This is a genomic window from Rhodococcus olei, from assembly GCF_039540555.1.
GTDB classification, from domain to species: Bacteria; Actinomycetota; Actinomycetes; order Mycobacteriales; family Mycobacteriaceae; genus Rhodococcus_G; species Rhodococcus_G olei.
The window spans coordinates 458,318-477,447 of record NZ_BAABFB010000029.1 but is presented as its reverse complement, the minus strand read 5'-3'; the positions used below and the strand labels follow the sequence as shown (position 1 = coordinate 477,447).

21 protein-coding genes are annotated in these 19,130 nt (G+C 70.7%); 6 read left to right on the top strand and 15 right to left on the bottom strand.

The annotated features are described in order from the left end of the window. Positions 1-61: 61 nt before the first annotated feature. Genes ABD951_RS08770 through ABD951_RS08760 form a run of 3 tightly spaced genes read right to left on the bottom strand, consistent with a single transcriptional unit; the run spans position 62 to position 2,567 of the window. Positions 62-943: a TrmH family RNA methyltransferase gene (locus ABD951_RS08770; protein WP_345343657.1), complete on the bottom strand. Its 882-nt coding sequence runs from the start codon at positions 941-943 to the stop codon at positions 62-64. Continuing rightward, positions 940-1,860, bottom strand: a complete 921-nt coding sequence (gene miaA, locus ABD951_RS08765; RefSeq protein ID WP_425569797.1) for a tRNA (adenosine(37)-N6)-dimethylallyltransferase MiaA — start codon at positions 1,858-1,860, stop codon at positions 940-942. Before miaA ends, ABD951_RS08770 begins: the two co-directional genes overlap by 4 nt. Further along, positions 1,848-2,567: a class III extradiol ring-cleavage dioxygenase family protein gene (locus tag ABD951_RS08760; protein ID WP_345343653.1), complete on the bottom strand. Its 720-nt coding sequence runs from the start codon at positions 2,565-2,567 to the stop codon at positions 1,848-1,850. The genes miaA and ABD951_RS08760 overlap by 13 nt, the downstream gene beginning before the upstream one ends. Positions 2,568-2,786: 219 nt before the next feature. Between ABD951_RS08760 and ABD951_RS08755 the strand changes: the two genes are divergently transcribed. After that, the gene (locus ABD951_RS08755) at positions 2,787-4,157 is read left to right on the top strand and encodes a DUF349 domain-containing protein (RefSeq protein ID WP_345343651.1); all 1,371 of its coding nucleotides are present in this window, start codon (positions 2,787-2,789) and stop codon (positions 4,155-4,157) included. A gap of 16 nt (positions 4,158-4,173) precedes the next feature. On the opposite strand, the gene ABD951_RS08750 is transcribed toward ABD951_RS08755, so the two are convergent. From ABD951_RS08750 to ABD951_RS08725, 6 genes are all read right to left on the bottom strand, one after another. Beyond that, a complete protein-coding gene (locus ABD951_RS08750; RefSeq protein ID WP_345343649.1) occupies positions 4,174-4,557 on the bottom strand; it encodes a TDT family transporter in 384 nt (127 codons plus the stop codon). Between the two features lie 7 nt (positions 4,558-4,564). Next, entirely contained in the window at positions 4,565-5,143 is a 579-nt protein-coding gene (locus tag ABD951_RS08745) for a TDT family transporter (protein WP_345343647.1), read from the bottom strand. A 7-nt stretch (positions 5,144-5,150) separates the two neighbouring features. After that, complete coding sequence (locus tag ABD951_RS08740) at positions 5,151-5,720, bottom strand: Rv2732c family membrane protein (protein WP_345343645.1); 570 nt, start codon at positions 5,718-5,720, stop codon at positions 5,151-5,153. Continuing rightward, positions 5,717-7,240, bottom strand: coding sequence for a tRNA (N6-isopentenyl adenosine(37)-C2)-methylthiotransferase MiaB (gene miaB, locus ABD951_RS08735; RefSeq protein WP_345343643.1), 1,524 nt, complete (start codon positions 7,238-7,240; stop codon positions 5,717-5,719). Before miaB ends, ABD951_RS08740 begins: the two co-directional genes overlap by 4 nt. 177 nt (positions 7,241-7,417) lie before the next feature. Beyond that, positions 7,418-7,882, bottom strand: a complete 465-nt coding sequence (locus ABD951_RS08730; protein ID WP_345343641.1) for a group III truncated hemoglobin — start codon at positions 7,880-7,882, stop codon at positions 7,418-7,420. Beyond that, positions 7,879-8,325 carry a hypothetical protein gene (locus ABD951_RS08725; protein WP_345343639.1) on the bottom strand — a complete coding sequence of 149 codons (447 nt, stop codon included), beginning with the start codon at positions 8,323-8,325 and terminating at the stop codon, positions 7,879-7,881. Before ABD951_RS08725 ends, ABD951_RS08730 begins: the two co-directional genes overlap by 4 nt. Positions 8,326-8,407: 82 nt before the next feature. On the opposite strand from ABD951_RS08725, the gene ABD951_RS08720 reads away from it, so the two are divergent. Further along, positions 8,408-9,172: a helix-turn-helix transcriptional regulator gene (locus tag ABD951_RS08720; RefSeq protein ID WP_345343637.1), complete on the top strand. Its 765-nt coding sequence runs from the start codon at positions 8,408-8,410 to the stop codon at positions 9,170-9,172. Here ABD951_RS08720 and ctaD read toward each other — a convergent pair. Next, positions 9,124-10,860 (bottom strand): aa3-type cytochrome oxidase subunit I, encoded by a 1,737-nt coding sequence (gene ctaD / locus ABD951_RS08715; RefSeq protein WP_345343635.1) that lies wholly within the window; start codon positions 10,858-10,860, stop codon positions 9,124-9,126. The genes ABD951_RS08720 and ctaD overlap by 49 nt on opposite strands. A gap of 341 nt (positions 10,861-11,201) precedes the next feature. Here ctaD and ABD951_RS08710 point away from each other — a divergent pair, with 341 nt between their 5' ends. From ABD951_RS08710 to ABD951_RS08695, 4 genes are all read left to right on the top strand, one after another. Then, entirely contained in the window at positions 11,202-11,930 is a 729-nt protein-coding gene (locus ABD951_RS08710; protein WP_345343954.1) for an amino acid ABC transporter ATP-binding protein, read from the top strand. A gap of 56 nt (positions 11,931-11,986) precedes the next feature. Next, positions 11,987-12,820, top strand: a complete 834-nt coding sequence (locus tag ABD951_RS08705) for a glutamate ABC transporter substrate-binding protein (RefSeq protein WP_345343633.1) — start codon at positions 11,987-11,989, stop codon at positions 12,818-12,820. Between the two features lie 78 nt (positions 12,821-12,898). After that, complete coding sequence (locus ABD951_RS08700) at positions 12,899-13,579, top strand: amino acid ABC transporter permease (protein ID WP_345343631.1); 681 nt, start codon at positions 12,899-12,901, stop codon at positions 13,577-13,579. Continuing rightward, positions 13,576-14,457 carry an amino acid ABC transporter permease gene (locus ABD951_RS08695; protein ID WP_345343629.1) on the top strand — a complete coding sequence of 294 codons (882 nt, stop codon included), beginning with the start codon at positions 13,576-13,578 and terminating at the stop codon, positions 14,455-14,457. The genes ABD951_RS08700 and ABD951_RS08695 overlap by 4 nt, the downstream gene beginning before the upstream one ends. A gap of 343 nt (positions 14,458-14,800) precedes the next feature. On the opposite strand, the gene recX is transcribed toward ABD951_RS08695, so the two are convergent. The 5 genes from recX to ABD951_RS08670 all read right to left on the bottom strand — a co-directional run bounded on the left by recX (position 14,801) and on the right by ABD951_RS08670 (position 19,075). After that, positions 14,801-15,418, bottom strand: coding sequence for a recombination regulator RecX (recX, locus tag ABD951_RS08690; RefSeq protein WP_345343627.1), 618 nt, complete (start codon positions 15,416-15,418; stop codon positions 14,801-14,803). 10 nt (positions 15,419-15,428) lie between these two features. Further along, positions 15,429-16,472: a recombinase RecA gene (gene recA, locus ABD951_RS08685; protein ID WP_345343624.1), complete on the bottom strand. Its 1,044-nt coding sequence runs from the start codon at positions 16,470-16,472 to the stop codon at positions 15,429-15,431. A 210-nt stretch (positions 16,473-16,682) separates the two neighbouring features. After that, positions 16,683-16,877 (bottom strand): DUF3046 domain-containing protein, encoded by a 195-nt coding sequence (locus ABD951_RS08680; protein ID WP_345343621.1) that lies wholly within the window; start codon positions 16,875-16,877, stop codon positions 16,683-16,685. A 34-nt stretch (positions 16,878-16,911) separates the two neighbouring features. Then, complete coding sequence (locus ABD951_RS08675) at positions 16,912-18,066, bottom strand: glycosyltransferase (protein ID WP_345343619.1); 1,155 nt, start codon at positions 18,064-18,066, stop codon at positions 16,912-16,914. Between the two features lie 25 nt (positions 18,067-18,091). Continuing rightward, the gene (locus ABD951_RS08670; RefSeq protein WP_345343617.1) at positions 18,092-19,075 is read right to left on the bottom strand and encodes an LLM class F420-dependent oxidoreductase; all 984 of its coding nucleotides are present in this window, start codon (positions 19,073-19,075) and stop codon (positions 18,092-18,094) included. Positions 19,076-19,130 lie beyond the last annotated feature (55 nt).

Here is a 19,130-nt window from a genome sequence, read left to right as displayed (position 1 = left end):
GCGGGCAGCGACGCCGCCGCGCCGAACAGACTCCGCCGCGCCGCCAGGTGATCCGCGAGGCTCATCGGGTGCCCTCCGCAACACCGGACCGCACCGCGGTCGCCCGCTGGCGGGTGATCTCGTACAGGCAGACCGCCGCCGCGGACGGGGCGCCGAGCGAACTGGCCGCGCCGCCGATCGGGATGCCGACGGTCGCGTCGCACGCGCCGCGCCAGGCGGCGCTCATGCCGCGGGTCTCGTTGCCGATCACCAGGATCGTTCCACCTCTCATGTCGTGGTCGGCGATCGTGACGGCACCGTGTTCGTCGGTGCCGACGATCTGCATCTCCCTGTTCTGGCGGTCGCGGAACGCGACCACCTCGTCCGGATCGGCGGCGGTGAACACCGGCATCGCGAACAGCGAGCCGGTGGACGCGCGCACGCACTGGGGGTCGAACGGGTCCGCCGCGTGGCCGGTGACGATCACCGCGTCGGCGCCGAACGCGTCGGCGCTGCGGATCACGGTCCCCAGGTTGCCCGGCGACGACGGCCGGTCGAACACCACCACCAGCGGCGCCACGGTCGAACGCGGCAACGTCAACGCCGACAGTGGCCGCGACCGCGTCACCGCGACCGCGATCAGCTCGGGCGCCGACCCGGTCCGCTCCCCCAGCTCCGCGATGAGTTCACCGGCGACAGCGACCGTCTCACCCGGCCAACGGTCGAGGACGCCGCGCGCCCACTCCGACAGCGCGGGCCCGTCGGCCCGGTGCAGCAACGCCTCGATCGGCCAGTCGTGCTCGAGCGCGAGCGTGATCGGCCGGACGCCCTGGATCAGGAACCGGCCCGCCTTCGTCCGCTTCGCCCGGGTCGTCAGATACGACTGCCACTGCTGGAACCGCGCATTGCGGACCGTCACCCTGCGCTCGGCCGGGTGCGTGCCCCGGCCCGTCTTCCTCGTCACGTCTGCTCCAGAACCGTCAGTGCCGCGTCGGTCAGGTCCGACCGAGCGGCGTCCAGCCAGTGCACCCGGCGATCGCGCCGGAACCAGGACCGCTGCCGCCGGACGTAGCGCCGCGTGCCGATCAGGGTCCGGTCCCGGGCCTCGTCCATGTCGTACTCGCCGTCGAGTGCGGCGAGCACCTGCGCGTACCCGATCGCCCGGGGTGCGGTGACACCGTCCCGCAGGCCGACCGCGATCAGGGACTCGACCTCGTCGACGAGCCCGGACTCGAACATCAGCCGGGTCCGCAGCGCGATCCGATCGTCCAGTTCCGCGGTGTCGCGGTCGACGCCGAGAACGACCGTGCCCCACCGGGGCTCCCCGATCGTCGGCGCGGACGCCGCGAACGGCTCGCCGGTCAGCTCGACAACCTCGAGCGCCCGCACCATCCGGCGGCCGTCGGTCGGCAGGATCGTCGCCGCGGCCTGGGGGTCGACGCGCCGCAGCTCCTCGTGCACGCCCGCCACCCCGCGGTCCGCGAGCACCGCCTCCCACCTCGCCCGCACCTGCGGGTCGGTGGCCGGGAACTCCCAGTCGTCGAGGAGGGACTGCACGTACATCATCGACCCGCCGACGATCACCGGCACCGCGCCGCGCGCCGCGATCGCCTCGACATCCGCCCGGGCCGCCTGCTGGTAGCGCGCCACCGACGCGGTCTCGGTGACGTCGAGGACGTCCAGCTGGTGGTGCGGGATGCCGCGGCGCTGGTCGACCCGCAGCTTCGCGGTGCCGATGTCCATGCCGCGGTAGAGCTGCATCGCGTCGACGTTGACGATCTCGCCGCCGAGCCGCTGGGCCAGCTCGAGCCCGAGGTCGGACTTGCCGGACGCGGTCGGCCCGACCACCGCGACCGGGCGGATCGCGGTCACGGCAGCCACATCCCGACGTGATAGGCGACGCCGTACGGCGCGCCCTGGTAGTCGGTGCGGCACTCCCGCGGCGGGTGTCCGAACAGCCCGGCGAGCACCTGCCAGGCCGCGCGGCCCGCGACACCGAGGTCGGCGCAGGCGACCGGGTCGAGCTGGGCGAGGTGGTCGAGGTCGCCGGCACCGAGCGCGCGGTCCAGGTCGGCCTGGGCCTCGGGCGCGCGGTCGTCGTAGGCGCCGGGTGCCTTCGCGGTGAGGGTGTTCGCACCGTCCGCGACCACCAGCACCCCCCGCGGTCGAGGGTCCTCGTCCAGGACGCGGCGCAGCCGGGCACCGTATTCGGCGCAGTACACCGGGGAGGTGTCCGGCGCCAGCACCACGGCGTCGATTTCGACGGTCGGCGCCGCCTCCGCCCGCAGCCACCCGGCGATCAACGCCGACAGCGGCAGGTTCGGGTCCGCGACCAGGTTCTCCCCGCCCGCCCCCAGCGCGACCCGGACGTCGGCGCCGTAGCCGAGGAACGTTCCCCGCGACGCCGCCGGAACGTGCTCCTCGGTCGCGCCGACGCCGATCGCGGTCCAGCTCGGGGCGAGCTCACCGAGCTCGCGGGCGACCGCGAGACTCGCGCCGCGCAGGTCCGCGGTCTCCGCCGCCGCCGCACCCGCGAGGTCGGGTATCAGCAGGGGTGGGGACGAGACCAGAGCCGCAGCGGTGAACACACCGGCCCACGGTAGTCGGCGCCCCCGAGGCACTCGGCATCAGATCGGTGTAGCGGCTCGCGCGCCGTGCCTCCGGCAATCCCGTGACCGAGGGCCCGAGCTGTTTCAATGGTCCTGACACCTCGTTCCGGGTTGAATGGAGCCAGCGCGCGTCGACGAACGGCCCGACGCGCGACGAACGAGGGCGGCAGCCGTGACGCGCGGCAGAGATGAGGAGTCATGACCGACAACAGCGCACCCAAGCCCGGCACCCCGAAGCCGGGCGCTCCCCGGCCCGGCGCACCGAAGCCGGGTGCCGCTAAACCGACTGCCGCGAAGCCGTCCGCCCCGAAACCGTCCGCGCCCGCCGCGGTCCACCCGCCGGTCGTGACCCCGCCGAGCGACCCGAGCCTGTTCGGCCGCGTCGACGAGGACGGGACGGCGTGGGTGAAGACCGCCGACGGCGAACGGCAGATCGGCTCCTGGCAGGCCGGTGACGCCGCCGAGGGGCTCGCGCACTTCGGCCGCCGCTACGACGACCTGGCCACGGAGGTGACGCTGCTCGAGGCGCGCCTGACGTCGGGTACGGGCGACGCCCGCAAGACCCGGACCGCAGCGGTGGCGCTCGCACAGTCGCTGCCGACCGCCGCGGTGATCGGCGACATCGACGCCCTCTCCCGTCGGCTCGACGCCGTCATCGCCGAATCGGAGGAGGCCGCGGAGGCCGCCAAGGCCGAACGCGAACACGAACGCGAGGAGCACACGCACCGCAAGGAGGAACTCGCCGCCGAAGCCGAGCAGATCGGCGCCGAGTCCACCCAGTGGAAGGCGGCGGGCGACCGGCTCCGCGAGATCCTCGACGAGTGGAAGACCATCCGCGGCGTCGACCGCAAGCTCGACGACGCGCTGTGGAAGCGCTATTCGAAGGCCAGGGAGGCGTTCAACCGCCGGCGCGGCGCCCACTTCGCCGAACTGGACCGGGAGCGGGCCGCCGCCAAGGCCCGCAAGGAGGAGCTCTGCGAGCAGGCGGAGGCGCTGCAGAGCTCCACCGACTGGGGTCCGACCGCGGCCGAGTTCCGCGACCTGCTCGCCGAGTGGAAGGCCGCCGGGCGAGCGCCGCGCGAGGCCGACGACGCACTGTGGAAGCGATTCAAGGCCGCCCAGGACGTCTTCTTCGGCGCCCGCAACGCCGCCGCGTCCGAACGCGACGCCGAGTTCGAGGGCAACGCGACGGCCAAGGAGGAACTGCTCGGGTCCGTGCACATCGACCCCGCCAAGGATCTCGACGGCGCCCGGGCGGCGCTGCGTGACCTGCAGGAGAAGTGGGACGAGATCGGCAAGGTCCCGCGGGAGAAGATGCACGACCTCGAGGGTCGGCTGCACGCGATCGAGAAGAAGGTCCGCGACGCCGCGGACTCGCAGTGGCGCCGCACCGACCCGGAGGCGATGGCCCGTGCCGCGCAGTTCCGGGAGCGGGTCGCCCAGTTCGAGGAGCAGGCAGCGAAGGCAACCGCGGCCGGCAAGACGAAGGACGCGGAGAAGGCCCTCGCCCAGGCACAGCAGTGGCGCGAGTGGGCCGACGCCGCCGAGGGCGCGGTCAACGACCGCTGACGGCGGCCCGGCACGCTCAGGCAGTCCTCCGGCCGACGACCCACCGTCGTCGGCCGGAGGCGACGAGCACCACCGTGCAGACGGTGACGGCCGGCCACACCAGGGTCGCGCCGGTCGATCGGAGCGCCGGGTGTGCACTGGCGGCCGCAACGGTCATCGCGGCCGCCGACGTCATGCCCATCGGGAACACGGTCGACCATCGCCGCGGGTCGAACCGCAGGCGCGGCCACCGCACCTCACAGCACACCAGCAGCAGACAGGCGGCCAGTTCGACGGCTTCGAGCGCGAGCGCGGTGACCCGGATCGTCGACACGCCCCACCCGGTCCAGCCGGCCGCGTCGGCGGCCAGGACCAGCTTGCCTGCGGCCAACGCAGTGATCGCGAGCGCACCGGCCGACACCCAGTGATCACCGGCCGGCGAGGGCCAGCTGTCGAACGTCGAATCGCACGACGACCACCACGTAGCAGCACAGCCCGAGCCCGAAGAACGCGGTGGCGGCGACCGTCAGCCACGGCCGACCGGTCGCCACCGCCAGTGTCGCGGCGAGCACCACCGGACCCTGGGTGGCGACGCACAGCAGGAAACTCGCCCCGACGGTCGGTGTCGTCCGGCCGCGCAGCACCGACGGCGTCAGCACCAGCCACGCCACGACCGCCACGATCAACGCCGCGGCCTGCCGGCCCAGCAGCGAGAGCCGGGTGCCGAGCACGGTGGTCGCGGCGACACCGGTCAGCGCCGCCGGCGTGCGGGACTCGTCCATCCAGCGCGGCCGGTCGAGGACCAGCCGGCCGGCCGCGACGACGACCAACGCCGCCCACGTCACGATCCCGAGCACCAGCCACGGCAGGGACAGGGTGTCGAACCCGGCGACGTGCAGTGCGATGGACACGATGCCGAACGACATCGCGGCCGCCCCGGCTACGGGACGGGTGGATGCGGTGACACGGACCGCCGCGGTGGCGGCCCGCACCCACGCGGATCCCATGTCGGGGTCAGCGATCGCCCCACAGCAGGTGGTGCTCGGTGTCCGCGGTCTTGCGCCGGCGTTCCTCCTCGGCCGCCAGCTGGATCGCGGTGCGCTGCCAGACGACGTGCACCCAGTGGAAGGTCAGCACCATGATCAGGATCCAGCCGAGGATCAGCCCGATGCCGGGTCCGGCGGCGGACGACCCCGGTTCGAGGGTCTGCCGCGACCAGATCGCGAGCATGCCGAACACACTGGCCACCGCGGATCCCGCGACCGCCACCCACGCCAGCGCCCAGCGGCGGGTGGCGAGGGCGAGCATGCCGAACACGACGCCGAACACCAGGGTCAGCCACACGAACACCCGCGATGTCAGCGCGATGTCCTCGTCGATCGCGTCGCGGTTGTAGACGAGAACGTCCCAGCCGTTCGCCGAGCCGGCGTGCGGCAGCGCGAAGGTCACCAGCAGCAGCAGGATGCCGACCGCCACGACCATCGCCCGGACGCCGGGGTCGATCTCACGGGCCACCTTCTTCTCGGCGGCGTCGATGTCCTTGCGGTACTGCTCGATCGGGTCGTTGTACTCGTTGTTGCTCATGCTCCACATCCGGTCACGGTCGGCAGCGGCGCGGGCGCGCCGATCTGCGGAAGACCCAGGCCGACGCCGATCGGCGGGGTCTTCGGGGTGATGCCACGTTCGTGCGAGTCGCCGGCTCGGGTGCGGCGGTGGGTGAGGATCGGTCCGTCGGCGATCAGGTGGTGCGGCGCGGCAGCGGTGACGACCGTGGTGATCACGTCGCCCGCCCGGACCGGGCCGTCGACCGCGCCGTCGGGGCGGAAGTGCACGAGCCGGCCGTCCCGGGCCCGGCCGCTCATCCGGTGCGTCTCGGCGTTCTTGCGTCCCTCCCCCGCGGCGACCAGCAACTCCACCTCGGCGCCGACGAGCTTCTCGTTCTCCTCGAGCGTGATCTGTTCCTGCAGCGCGATCAGGCGGTCGTAGCGTTCCTGGACGACCTGCTTCGGCAGCTGGTCGTCCATCTCCGCGGCCGGGGTGCCGGGACGCTTCGAGTACTGGAACGTGAACGCGCTGGTGAACCGCGCCTGCCGGACGACGTCGAGGGTGGCCTGGAAGTCCTCCTCGGTTTCGCCGGGGAAGCCGACGATGATGTCGGTGGTGATCGCGGCGTGCGGCATCGCGGCCCGCACCTTCTCGATGATCCCGAGGAACTTGGCGCTGCGGTAGGAGCGGCGCATCGCCTTGAGGACCCGGTCCGACCCCGACTGGAGCGGCATGTGCAGCTGCGGGCACACCGTCGGCGTCTGGGCCATCGCCTCGATGACGTCGTCGGTGAACTCGGCCGGATGCGGGGACGTGAACCGGACCCGTTCGAGGCCCTCGATCTCACCGCAGGCCCGCAGGAGCTTCGCGAAGGCGCCGCGGTCGCGGGGCTGGTCGGGATCGGCGAACGAGACGCCGTAGGAGTTGACGTTCTGGCCGAGCAGCGTCACCTCGAGGACGCCCTCGTTCACCAGCGCCTGCACCTCGGCGAGGATGTCGCCGGGACGCCGATCGACCTCCTTGCCGCGCAGCGACGGCACGATGCAGAACGTGCAGGTGTTGTTGCAGCCGACCGAGATCGACACCCAGCCGGCGTAGGCCGACTCGCGCTTGGCCGGCAGCGTGGACGGGAACGCCTCGAGCGAGTCGAGGATCTCCACCTGGGCCTGCTCGTTGTGGCGGGCCCGCTCCAGCAGGACCGGCAGCGACCCGATGTTGTGGGTGCCGAACACGACGTCGACCCACGGCGCCTTCGTCACGACGGTGTCGCGGTCCTTCTGGGCGAGGCAGCCGCCGACCGCGATCTGCATGCCGGGATGCGCGTCCTTGACCGGACGGAGATGACCGAGGGTGCCGTACAGCTTGTTGTCGGCGTTCTCCCGGACCGCACACGTGTTGAACACGACGAGGTCGGGATCGGCACCGGGTGCGGCCTTGGTGTAGCCGGCGTCCTCGAGCAGACCGGACAGCCGCTCCGAGTCGTGCACGTTCATCTGGCATCCGAAGGTGCGTACCTCGTAGCTACGCGGCGCGGGGGTGTCTCGGTCGATCGTGTCCACGTCATCCAGGGTACGGCCCGGTGAACGCCATCCCGCCTGCACCCGGGCGGTCAGAGCGGATTCCACCACCTGACGAATGCCGTGTACAGGTTGGTCGGGAAGAAGAAGTCCCAGTCCAGCCCTCCGTACGGCAGGTCCGGCAGGTTGCCGTGCATGGCCGCCTCCTGAGGTCGGACTTCATCGTAGGTCGGTACGGGTCGCGCGGGCACCCCCGGAGTGCGGCCGCCGGGTCACCGGCAGGAGGGCCTCGGCGGCCGCACTGCCCAGCCCGGACAGGCGACGATTCATCGCCGTGGCGATCCCGGTTCCCTGCGCCTTCGCCCGGTCGGCGCGCGGTCCGGCGTACATCTCGTCGACGGCCTCGCACCACAGCTCGAGCCACCGGTCGAAGTGCTCGGCTCCGAACGGATACCGGGCGCGGACCCGTTCGTGCACCCGCAGCGCGCTGCCCCGGTACAGCCCGGCGCCGAACAGGACGGTCTCCCAGAAGTCGCACATCACCGGCAGGTGCGAGTCGAGACCCTGCTCCGCGACCTCGGTGAACGGTTCCGCGAGCAGGTCGTCGACGAGGGCGCGGCCGTAGAAGCGCCGCAGCAACGCCTCGATGTCGGCGCGGGTCGCGATGTCGGCCCGCGCCGTCACAGCACCGCTCCCGCGACCGCATCGGCCAGGGCGATCGCCAGCGCCACCAGCAGCGCGACCTTCACGATCTCGAGCACCACGTACGCGTGGTGCATCCGGGACCTCGGCGCCTGCTCGCCCGCCAGGATCCGGTTCGACCGCCGGGTCAGCGGGGGCCGGACGGCGAGCAGCTGGACGGCCAGGACCGCGAGGGTGGCGAGGAGCAGTGACCAGGACACCGCACCCGGACCGGCGACCGCGCAGGCGGCGAGCAACAGGGCCGCGAGCACCACCTCGACCGTGTTGAGCGCACGGAACACCAGCCGTCCGATGCCGAGGCCCACCGCCAGGCTCACCCCCGGTGCACGGAACTTGAGCGGGGCCTCGATGAACGAGATGGCCAGGACCAGCCCGAGCCACAGCATCGGGAGGAAGAGCAGCAGGCAGCGTGCGACCTCGGTCATCGGCCGGACCTCCTCGGGGTGTCGATCACGGGACCCGACCCAATAAAGAGGACCGAGATCCTTCTTATTCTAGGATGGACGCATGGGCACCCTGCAGTCCCCGGATCCTCGTGTGACGCTGTCCACACCGAGCCGGCGCCGCGTGTTCGACCTGGTCGCGACGCACGAGTGCGGCGTGACCGCGCATCGGCTCGCCGAGATCACCGGCCTGCACGTCACGACGGTCCGCCACCATCTCGCCGCGCTCGAGGAACGCGGACTCGTCACCGCCACTCGGATCTCCCGCCCGGTACCGGGCCGGCCGGAACACCGATTCGTGGCCGTGCCGAGCGCCACCGACCGCCCGGACACCGGCGCCGAATCCGGCAGCTACCGGCGCCTGACCGCAGCACTGCTCGGCCGGTGGGGCGACGACCCGGGCCAGGCGTCCGTGCTCGCCGAGCGCGCCGGTGACGACTGGGCCGCGCGGGAACTGTCGGCGCGACCGCCGGCGGAGCCGCGGTCACTTCCCGATGCCGCCCGCGGCGCGAGCGCGGTCTTCGCGGATCTCGGATTCGACCCGCGGGTGACGGACCACGGCACCGGCGGCGTCGAGATCGCCCTCCACGCCTGCCCGTACGCACCGGTCGTCGCCGAGCGCCCCGACGTGGTCTGCTCGGTCCACCTCGGCCTGCTCCGCGGCCTGATCGGCCGGCTCGGTCGGCCCGGCGGCGACGTCGCCGTCGGACCGTGGGCGACACCGGGGCACTGCATGGCCGTTCTCACGCCACCGACGGACGCACGGCCGGCCGGTGGGGGTCAGTCCGGCACGGCGGCACCGGATTCGGCGAGCACGTCCGACCGGTGACCGGGTGTGCCCGCGTGCGCCTCGGCGCGCATCCGATCCACCATGTGCGGGTAGTGCAGCTCGAACGCCGGGCGCTCCGAGCGGATCCGGGGCAGCTCGGTGAAGTTGTGCCGCGGCGGCGGGCAGCTGGTCGCCCACTCGAGCGAGTTGCCGTAGCCCCACGGGTCGTCGACGGTGACGACCTCGCCGTAGCGGTAGCTCTTGAAGACGTTCCACAGGAACGGCAGCGTGGAGGCACCGAGGATGAACGCGCCGATCGTGGAGATCGTGTTCAGCGTCGTGAAGCCGTCGGAGGGCAGGTAGTCGGCGTAGCGGCGGGGCATGCCCTCGTTGCCGAGCCAGTGCTGCACCAGGAACGTGGTGTGGAAGCCGATGAAGGTGGTCCAGAAGTGCCACTTGCCGAGGCGTTCGTCCATCAGCCGTCCGGTCATCTTCGGGAACCAGAAGTAGATGCCGGCGTAGGTCGCGAACACGATCGTGCCGAACAGCACGTAGTGGAAGTGGGCGACGACGAAGTACGAGTCGGTGACGTGGAAGTCGAGCGGCGGGCTGGCGAGCACCACCCCGGACAGGCCTCCGAACAGGAACGTGATGACGAAGCCGACGGAGAACAGCATCGGCGCCTCGAACGTCAGCTGACCCTTCCACATGGTGCCGATCCAGTTGAAGAACTTCACACCGGTCGGGACCGCGATCAGGAACGTCATGAACGAGAAGAACGGCAGCAGCACCGCGCCGGTGGCGTACATGTGGTGCGCCCACACCGCCATCGACAGCGCGGCGATCGACATCGTCGCGTAGACCATGCCGGTGTAGCCGAACAGCGGCTTGCGGCTGAACACCGGAATCACCTCGGTGATGATCCCGAAGAACGGCAGCGCGACGATGTACACCTCGGGGTGCCCGAAGAACCAGAACAGGTGCTGCCACAGCAGGTTTCCGCCGTTGGCCGGGTCGAACAGGTGCGCGCCGAAGTGCCGGTCGACGAACAGGCCCATCAGGGCGGCGGTCAGGATCGGGAACGCGAGCAGCACGAGCAGCATCGTGATGAAGATGTTCCAGGTGAAGATCGGCAGCCGGAACATCGTCATGCCGGGGGCGCGCAGGCACACCACGGTGGTGATCATGTTGACACCACCGAGGATGGTGCCGACACCGGCGATCGCCAGGCCCATGATCCACATGTCCGCGCCGACACCGGGCGAGTGCAGGGCGTCGGTCAGCGGGCTGTAGGCCGTCCAGCCGAAGTCGGCGGCACCGCCCGGGGTGAGGAAGCCCGCCATCGCGACCAGCGCGCCGAACAGGTACAGCCAGTAGCTCAGCGCGTTCAGACGCGGGAACGCCACGTCGGGCGCACCGATCTGCAGCGGCAGGATGTAGTTGGCGAAGCCGAACACGATCGGCGTCGCGTACAGCAGCAGCATGACCGTGCCGTGCATCGTGAACAGCTGGTTGAACTGCTCGTTCGACAGGAACTGCAGGCCCGGGACCGCGAGTTCGGCCCGCATCAACAGCGCCATCAGGCCACCGGCCAGGAAGAACGCGAACGACGTCACCAGGTAGAGGATCCCGAGCATCTTCGGATCCGTGGTGGTGACCATGCGGTAGACGTAGGAGCCCTTGGGCCCCAACCGCGCCGGGAACGGCCGGGCCGCCTCCAGATCCGGCCGCGGCGAGACCGCCGTCACGGCCGACGGCCCCTGACACTCTCGGGTCGCACGCCCGACCGCCGGCGTCGGCGGTCGGATCCCGCAACCCTGTTCGGATCCGCGATCACGTACGTCATCGAGCCCCCTAGGCAGGCCTGCTCGTACCCGATCCAGTAAACACCCGCCACCCGCCGCCGGGCGCGGGTTCCGCGGACGTCCGTCCGCAATGACCGACGATCCGTTACCTCGGTAAAGGTTCCGTCACGCCGACGAGCCGAATGGGGGCAAAGGCTGGGGTTCGCGATTCCCAGCACCTAGGGTCTCCGAATATGACGACCGCAGGTGACGCGCACGCCTCCGCACCGACCGCCGCGGTGCCGATGATCTCGATGGCGGGGGTGCAGAAGTACTTCGGCGACCTGCACGTCCTGCGTGACATCACCCTCGACGTCCCCACCGGTCAGGTGGTGATCGTGGTCGGCCCGTCCGGGTCCGGGAAGTCGACGCTGTGCCGCACGATCAACCGGCTCGAACCCGTCGACGCCGGCACCATCGCGGTCGACGGCCGCGAGCTTCCCGCCGAGGGCAAGGCACTGGCCGCGCTGCGCGCCGACGTCGGGATGGTGTTCCAGTCGTTCAACCTGTTCGCGCACAAGACGATCCTCGAGAACGTGATGCTCGCCCCGGTGAAGGTCCGGAAACTGAGCCGGGCCGACGCGAAGGCCCGCGCCGTCGAACTGCTCGACCGCGTCGGTATCGGGAACCAGGCCGACAAGTACCCGGCGCAACTGTCGGGCGGCCAGCAGCAGCGTGTCGCGATCGCCCGGGCGCTGGCGATGAACCCGAAGGTGATGCTGTTCGACGAGCCGACCTCCGCGCTCGATCCGGAGATGGTCAGCGAGGTCCTCGACGTCATGACCGCCCTGGCCAGGGAGGGCATGACGATGCTCGTCGTCACCCACGAGATGGGCTTCGCCCGCAAGGCCGGCAATCGGGTGCTGTTCATGGCCGACGGCCAGATCGTCGAGGACACCGACCCGGACACGTTCTTCACGGCCCCGAAGTCGGCCCGCGCCCAGGACTTCCTCGGCAAGATCCTCGGCCACTGATCCGCGCCGACCACCGTCAACCCTCCGCCAGCGAAGCCGAACGAGAGAGGAACACCATGAGGATCACCCGCGCCGTACGAGTCGGGGTCGGTCTGCTCGCCGTCGCCGTCGTCGCGACCGCCTGTGGCGGTGACGAGCAGAAGAGCGCCACCCAGAGCGCCGAGTCCGGCAAGCTCACCGTCGGCATCAAGTTCGACCAGCCGGGGCTGGGCCTGCGCAACCCCGACGGCACCTACAGCGGGTTCGACGTCGACGTCGCCACCTACGTCGCCGGCAAACTCGGGGTGCAGCCGTCCGACATCACGTTCAAGGAGTCCCCGTCGGCGCAGCGCGAGACGCTGATCCAGAACGGCGAGGTCGACTACGTGGTCGCGACGTACTCGATCACCGACGCCCGCAAGGAGAAGGTCGACTTCGCGGGCCCGTACCTGACCACCGGGCAGTCGCTGCTGGTGCGGGCCGACAACACCGACATCACCGGCCCGGAGTCCCTGAACGGCGGCAAGAAGCTCTGCTCGGTGAGCGGGTCCACGCCGGCGCAGAAGGTCAAGGACACCTACGCCAACCAGGTGCAGCTGCAGGAGTTCGACACCTACTCGGCGTGCGTGGAGGCGCTGCGCAACGGCGCCGTCGACGCGGTCACGACCGACGCGATCATCCTCGCCGGCTACGCCGCCCAGTACCCGGGCCAGCTCAAGGTGGTCGGGCAGCCGTTCACCACCGAGAACTACGGCATCGGCCTGGCCAAGGGCGACACCGAGTCCCGGAACAAGATCAACGACGCGATCGAGGCGATGATCGCGGACGGGTCGTGGCAGGCCTCGCTGGAGAAGAACGTCGGGCCGTCCGGGTACCCGATCCCGGCTCCGCCGACCGTCGACCGCTACTAGGGGCGTTCCGCCCGTGAGTGACGTTCACGCCGGCCGGGGTGGAGATTCACTCACGGGCGGTGGCCGCAGGAGGACTCCGTGGACCTGATCGGCAAGTACGGGGATCAACTGATCTCCGCGTTCTGGATGACGATCAAGCTGACCGTGCTGTCCGGTGTCGGCGCGCTCGTCATCGGCACCGTGCTCGCGGCGATGCGGGTCTCCCCGATCCCGGTGGCGCGCTGGCTGGGCACCGCGTACGTGACGATCTTCCGCAACACCCCGCTGACGTTGATCATCATCTTCTGCTCGTTCGGGCTGTACCAGACGATGGGCATCCGCCTCGCGCCGGAGAACTCGCCCACCTCGCTGGTGGACAACAACTTCCGGCTCGCCGTCCTCGGTCTGAGCGTGTACACGGCGGCGTTCGTGTGCGAATCGCTGCGCGCGGGCATCAACACCGTGCACGTCGGGCAGGCCGAGGCGGGACGGTCGCTGGGCCTGACGTTCGGCCAGAACCTGCGGCTGATCGTGCTGCCGCAGGCGTTCCGCACGGTGATCGCACCGCTCGGCAGCGTGCTGATCGCGCTGACGAAGAACACGACGATCGCGTCGGTGATCGGGGTCGCGGAGGCCTCGCTGCTGATGAAGACCATGATCGAGAACGAGGCGGCCATCTTCGTCGTCGGTGGGATCTTCGCCCTCGGCTTCGTGATCCTGACACTGCCGGTGGGGCTGTTGTTCGGCTATCTCGGCAAGCGGATGGAGGTGGCCCGGTGACCCGGCAGGCGACCGTCCTCTACGACTCCCCCGGCCCCCGCGCCCGCACGATGTACCGGCTCGCGTCGGTGGCCGTCGCGGTGGTGCTCGTCGTCGTCGCCTGGCTGGTGTTGCGGGCGCTCGACGAGAAGGGCCAGTTGACCGCGGCGAAGTGGAGCCCGTTCACCGAGGCGACGTCGTGGACGACGTACCTGCTGCCCGGTATCCGCGGAACCCTGATCGCGGCCGCGATCTCGATCGTGCTGGCGCTGGTCCTCGGCGTCCTGCTCGGTCTCGGGCGGCTGTCGGACCACCGGTTCGTCCGGGTGGTGTGCGGGTTCGTCGTCGAGTTGTTCCGGGCGATCCCGGTGCTGATCCTGATGATCTTCGCGTATCAGTTGTTCGCCGACTACCACGTCGTGAAGTCGAAGTACCTGGCGCTGGCGGCGGTGGTCACGGGCCTGACGCTCTACAACGGGTCGGTGATCGCGGAGATCGTCCGCGCCGGCATCACCGCGTTGCCGCGCGGACAGACGGAGGCCGCGAAGGCGCTCGGCATGCGCAAGGGCCTGATCATGCGCGCGATCCTGCTGCCGCAGGCGGTCACCGCCATGCTGCCGGCGCTGATCTCACAGATGGTGGTGGCCCTGAAGGACTCCGCGCTGGGCTACCTGATCGGCTACGTCGAGGTGGTGCGCTCCGGGCAGCAACTCGGCGCGTTCTACGGCAACTACCTGCCGGCGCTGCTGGTGGTCGCGGCGATCATGATCGTGCTGAACTCGGCGCTGTCCACGCTCGCCACCTACGTCGAGAAACGGCTGCGCACCGGTCGGCGGGGCCAGCCCGCTCTTGCCGAGCCCGCGGTGCCACCGGCGGCACCGGGGATGGACCTGGCCTGACGCACCCGCTCGACCCGAGCATTACCCCGGATCGGCGCGGCGCGACAGTGCTATCGCCCGCCCACTGGGACAATATTCTGATGATGAATGTCACACTTCCGCTGCGGGTGTGATTCAGGATTGAATGTTGCGTCGCCCCATCCGGAGCGACGCAGCGCCCTGCTGCGCACGTACACAGAAAGGGATCATCATGACCTCTTCGGAAACCGTTCCTCTCGCCCTGATCGGCCTGATCGGCAACGTTCTCGCGGGCCTCGCCGCCGGCTCCGCCGCTTAGCAGCAGGGGTACCCGCTTTTCAACCGGGGGCTGTCGAGGGGTTGAAAAGCGCGTACCGCCCGGATCTCACGATTCGGTGAGATCCCCGGTGTCCGTACCCGCCTGCGCGAGTTCGGTTTTCACCACGTCGAACGCCATACCCTGCGGGTAGCCTCGCCGGGCGAGCATCGACACCAGCCGGCGCACGAGACGGTCCCGCTCGCTGCTGCGACCGCCCGGCCCGTCGACCTCGAAGTCCAGTGACGCCGTGCGCAGCTTGCGGCGCACCAGTTCCGCCGCACGTTCCCGTTCGTCGTCACGGTCGATCTGGTCGAGCGCGACGGCCGCAACCTCCGCGGCGACACCCTTCGTGCGCAACTCGAGTGCCAGCGCGCGCTTCCCCTTGCCGGAGAACGTGTGCCGCGACTGCACCCACTGCGACGCGAATGCCGCATCGTCGATCAGTCCGACCTCGGTGAGCCGGTCCAGGACCCGCGCGACCACATCGGCGTCGAATCCCTTGTCCGTCAACTTCTTCGCCAACTCCGCGCGGCTGCGAGCCCGGTCCGTCAGGAGACGCAGACACAGTTCCTTGGCCTGCGTCTCCTGCTCGGCCGGAGTCCGGGAGCCCAGGTCGGCGCCCCGGCGGGGGCCACCGTCGCCGGCCCGCCGGCGGGACGTCCGCGGGCGGTCGTCCGGTTCCACGGTGGATCCCCTAGAAGTCGACGGGGGCGTCGTCGGCGTCCTCGGCGGTGACGTCGGCACCGATGCCCAGCTTCTCCTTGATCTTCTTCTCGATCTCGTCGCGGACGTCGGTGTTCTCCAGCAGGAACTTGCGCGCGTTCTCCTTGCCCTGACCGAGCTGGTCGCCCTCGTAGGTGAACCAGGAACCCGACTTGCGGATGAAGCCGTGCTCGACACCCATGTCGATCAGCGAGCCCTCCTTGGAGATGCCCTGGCCGTAGAGGATGTCGAACTCGGCCTGCTTGAACGGCGGCGACACCTTGTTCTTGACGACCTTGACACGGGTGCGGTTGCCGACCGCGTCACCGCCGTCCTTGAGCGTCTCGATGCGGCGCACGTCCAGGCGCACCGAGGAGTAGAACTTCAGCGCCTTACCACCGGTCGTGGTCTCCGGGGAGCCGAACATCACGCCGATCTTCTCGCGCAGCTGGTTGATGAAGATCGCGGTCGTGCCCGAGTTGTTCAGGGCGCCGGTCATCTTCCGCAGCGCCTGGCTCATCAGGCGAGCCTGGAGACCGACGTGGCTGTCGCCCATCTCGCCCTCGATCTCGGCGCGCGGCACCAGGGCGGCCACCGAGTCGACGACGATGATGTCGAGCGCGCCGGAACGGATCAGCATGTCGGCGATCTCCAGCGCCTGCTCACCGGTGTCCGGCTGGGACACCAGCAGCGCATCGGTGTCGACACCGAGCTTCTTCGCGTACTCCGGGTCGAGAGCGTGCTCGGCGTCGATGAACGCCGCGATGCCGCCGGCGGCCTGCGCGTTGGCGACCGCGTGCAGCGCGACCGTCGTCTTACCCGAGGACTCCGGGCCGTAGATCTCGACGACGCGGCCGCGGGGCAGGCCACCGATGCCCAGCGCCACGTCCAGGGCGATCGAACCGGTGGGGATCACCGAGATGGGTTGGCGGGCCTCCTCCCCGAGGCGCATCACCGAACCCTTGCCGAAGTTCTTGTCGATCTGCGCCAGTGCGAGCTCGAGCGCCTTGTCGCGATCGTGTGCCTGCGGTGCCATCGGTTCTCCTTAGTCAGCAGCTGGTGCTCGGTCAGCAACCCGTGTCCGAGCGGGCCTCGGTGTTCGAGCGGTTTTCCGTGATGCCGTCACCGTAGAGGGAGGCACCGACAGATTTCGCCGACGCGACCTGACGAACACTCCCCCAGTGTAGGGGAACACCTGTTCGAGTCAATCGGCCGGGCCCGCGTGTCGCGCTTCCGGACCGCACTCCTACCAGCGGTTACGCGGAACGTCGAACTCGGCGCACAGCGCGCGCCACACCTCGCGCGGTTCCTGACCGTCCTCGATCGCCTGGGCCGCCGTCCGGCCGCCCAGGCTGAGCAGTACGTGGTCCACCAGCAGGGATTCGCCGTACAGACGGCCGAACTCGCCGTGCACCAGTTCGTTGAACTCGGTCAGTCGCACACCGCCACCGTAGCGCGGCCGCCGCGACGCCCCGTCACCGCGCGGCCGCGGCCGCCCGGCACACCGCCACGGGATCCTCGACGTCACCGGCGGACGCCGCGGCCGTGCGCGCGGATTCCGCGAACGCCGGATCGTCGAGCACGCGCAACACCGACTCCCGCAACGCGTCGGCGGTCAGCGGCCGCACCAGCCGGGCGCTGCCCTGCCGGGCCGCCCGGTTCGCCAGCTCCCACTGGTCGCCGCCACCGGGAACCGTCACCGCGGGCACGCCGGCCAGCAGCGCCTTCGCGAGCATGCCGTGACCGCCGCCGCACACGGCCACCGACGCGTCCGCCAGCAGCGCGTCCTGCCTGCCCAGTCCGGCGCGCGCCCAGGACGGCAGATCGGTCGGCGGGGTGTCGAGCATCGACGCCACCACCCGGACCCCGGTCCCGTCCAGCGCCGACAGCGCGGTCTCGAGCATGCCCTCGGCACCGGTGTGTGCGGTCGACGGCGCGATCATCACCAGCGGCCCGTCACCGGGCGGCGGGTCGAGCAGGTCGGCGGTCGGCTCCCACAGCAGCGGCCCGACGACGTGCGTGTGCTCCGGCCAGTCCGGCCGGGGCACCTCCAGCGCGGGCAGCGTCGCGATCAGCCGGGCCGCCGGGCCCGGGTCCTCGGCCGGCAACCCGACCCCGACCCGGGCCTGCGCCCGCTGTCGCAGCCCCTGTTTGATCGACCGGGCGGTCGCGGCCCGCATCAGCGCATCGCGGAGCCGGCCCCGCGCCCCGACGCCCGGCTCGAGTCCGCTGCCGATCGGCGGGAGCCCCTTCGACGGCGCGTACAGCGGGTGCGGCGAGAGCTCGACCCACGGCACGTCGAGCCGCTCGGCGGCCATGCCGCCGCCGGCGGTGAGGATGTCGGAGACCACCAGGTCCGGCAACATCGCGCTCAGGTCCGGGAGGATCTCGGTCGAGATGTACGCGGCCCGCGAGTGGATCCGTGCACCGGCGTCGAGGTCGTCGTCCTCCGGCCGCGGCGCCAGACCCTTGAGCCTGCGGGCGGACAGGCCCGCCGCCCGCGCCGGCCCGAGCCAGCGGTCGCCGGTGAACAGCACCGGATCATCCCCCGCGGCAAGCAGTTTCAGGCACAGGGCGATGGCGGGGATGGCATGACCGGGATCGGGTCCGGCGACGACGGCGACGCGCATCCGATCAGGGTGCCACAGCCGCCGCTCAGCCGGACACGAGTGGGGTCAGCGTGCGGCCGGCGAGCTCGACGACGCCCGGCTCGTGACCGTTCGCGACCAGGTTGACCACGATCCCGTCGATGCCGCGGTCGAGGACCCGGGTCTGGATCTGCTCGGCGACCTCGTCGGGGGAACCGACGAACTGACGGTCGACGGCGGCGGCGCGGGCCTCGTCGGACATCGTGTCCAGGTCCACGCCGCGGGAGAGCAGGAACTCGCGCTGCAACTGTCGGGCCCGGTCGCCGTCCTCGTCGATCATCACGAACGCCAGGAAGCTGGTCTCGAGGGTGGCGCGGTCGCGGCCGGCCTCCTCGCACCGCTGCGCGAGGGCGTCGAGTTTGCGCGGCAGTTCGGACGCGTTGCAGATGACGTTCAGGTGGTCGGCGTAGCGGGCCGCATAGCCGAAGGTCTTGCGTTCGCCGCCGCCACCGAGCAGCACCGGCAGGTCGTCACGCAGGCGCGGCTCGTTGATCGCGCTCTCGGTGCGGTACCACCGGCCCTCGAACGTCGGCCGCTGCCCGCGGAGCATCGGCACGATGATCTCCAGCGCCTCGCCGAGCCGCTCGAACCGGTCGGTGAACGTGCCGAACTCGTATCCGAACTGGCGGTGTTCGAGTTCGAACCAGCCCGCACCGATGCCGAGGACCGCGCGACCGCCGGAGACCACGTCGAGGGTGGTGACGGTCTTCGCGAGCATCGGCGGGTTCCGGTAGGTGTTGCCGGTGACCAGCGCCGACAGCTTGATGTCGGTGGTGGCCATCGCCAGCCCGGACAGCGCCGAGTACGCCTCGAGCATCGGCTCGTCGGGTTCCCCGATGCCGGGCAGTTGATAGAAGTGGTCCATCACGAACGCGGTGTCGAAGCCGGCCGCCTCGGCCTCGCGCGCCTGCGCCACCACGGTCGGGAACAGGTCCCGCACCGGAGTTCCGTAGCTGAAGTTGGGCATCTGGTAGCCGAGCCGAATGCTCATGGCGCTTGACGGTACGCCGCACGTCGGCCGCGCGCGCGTCGAGCGACCGAAGGTG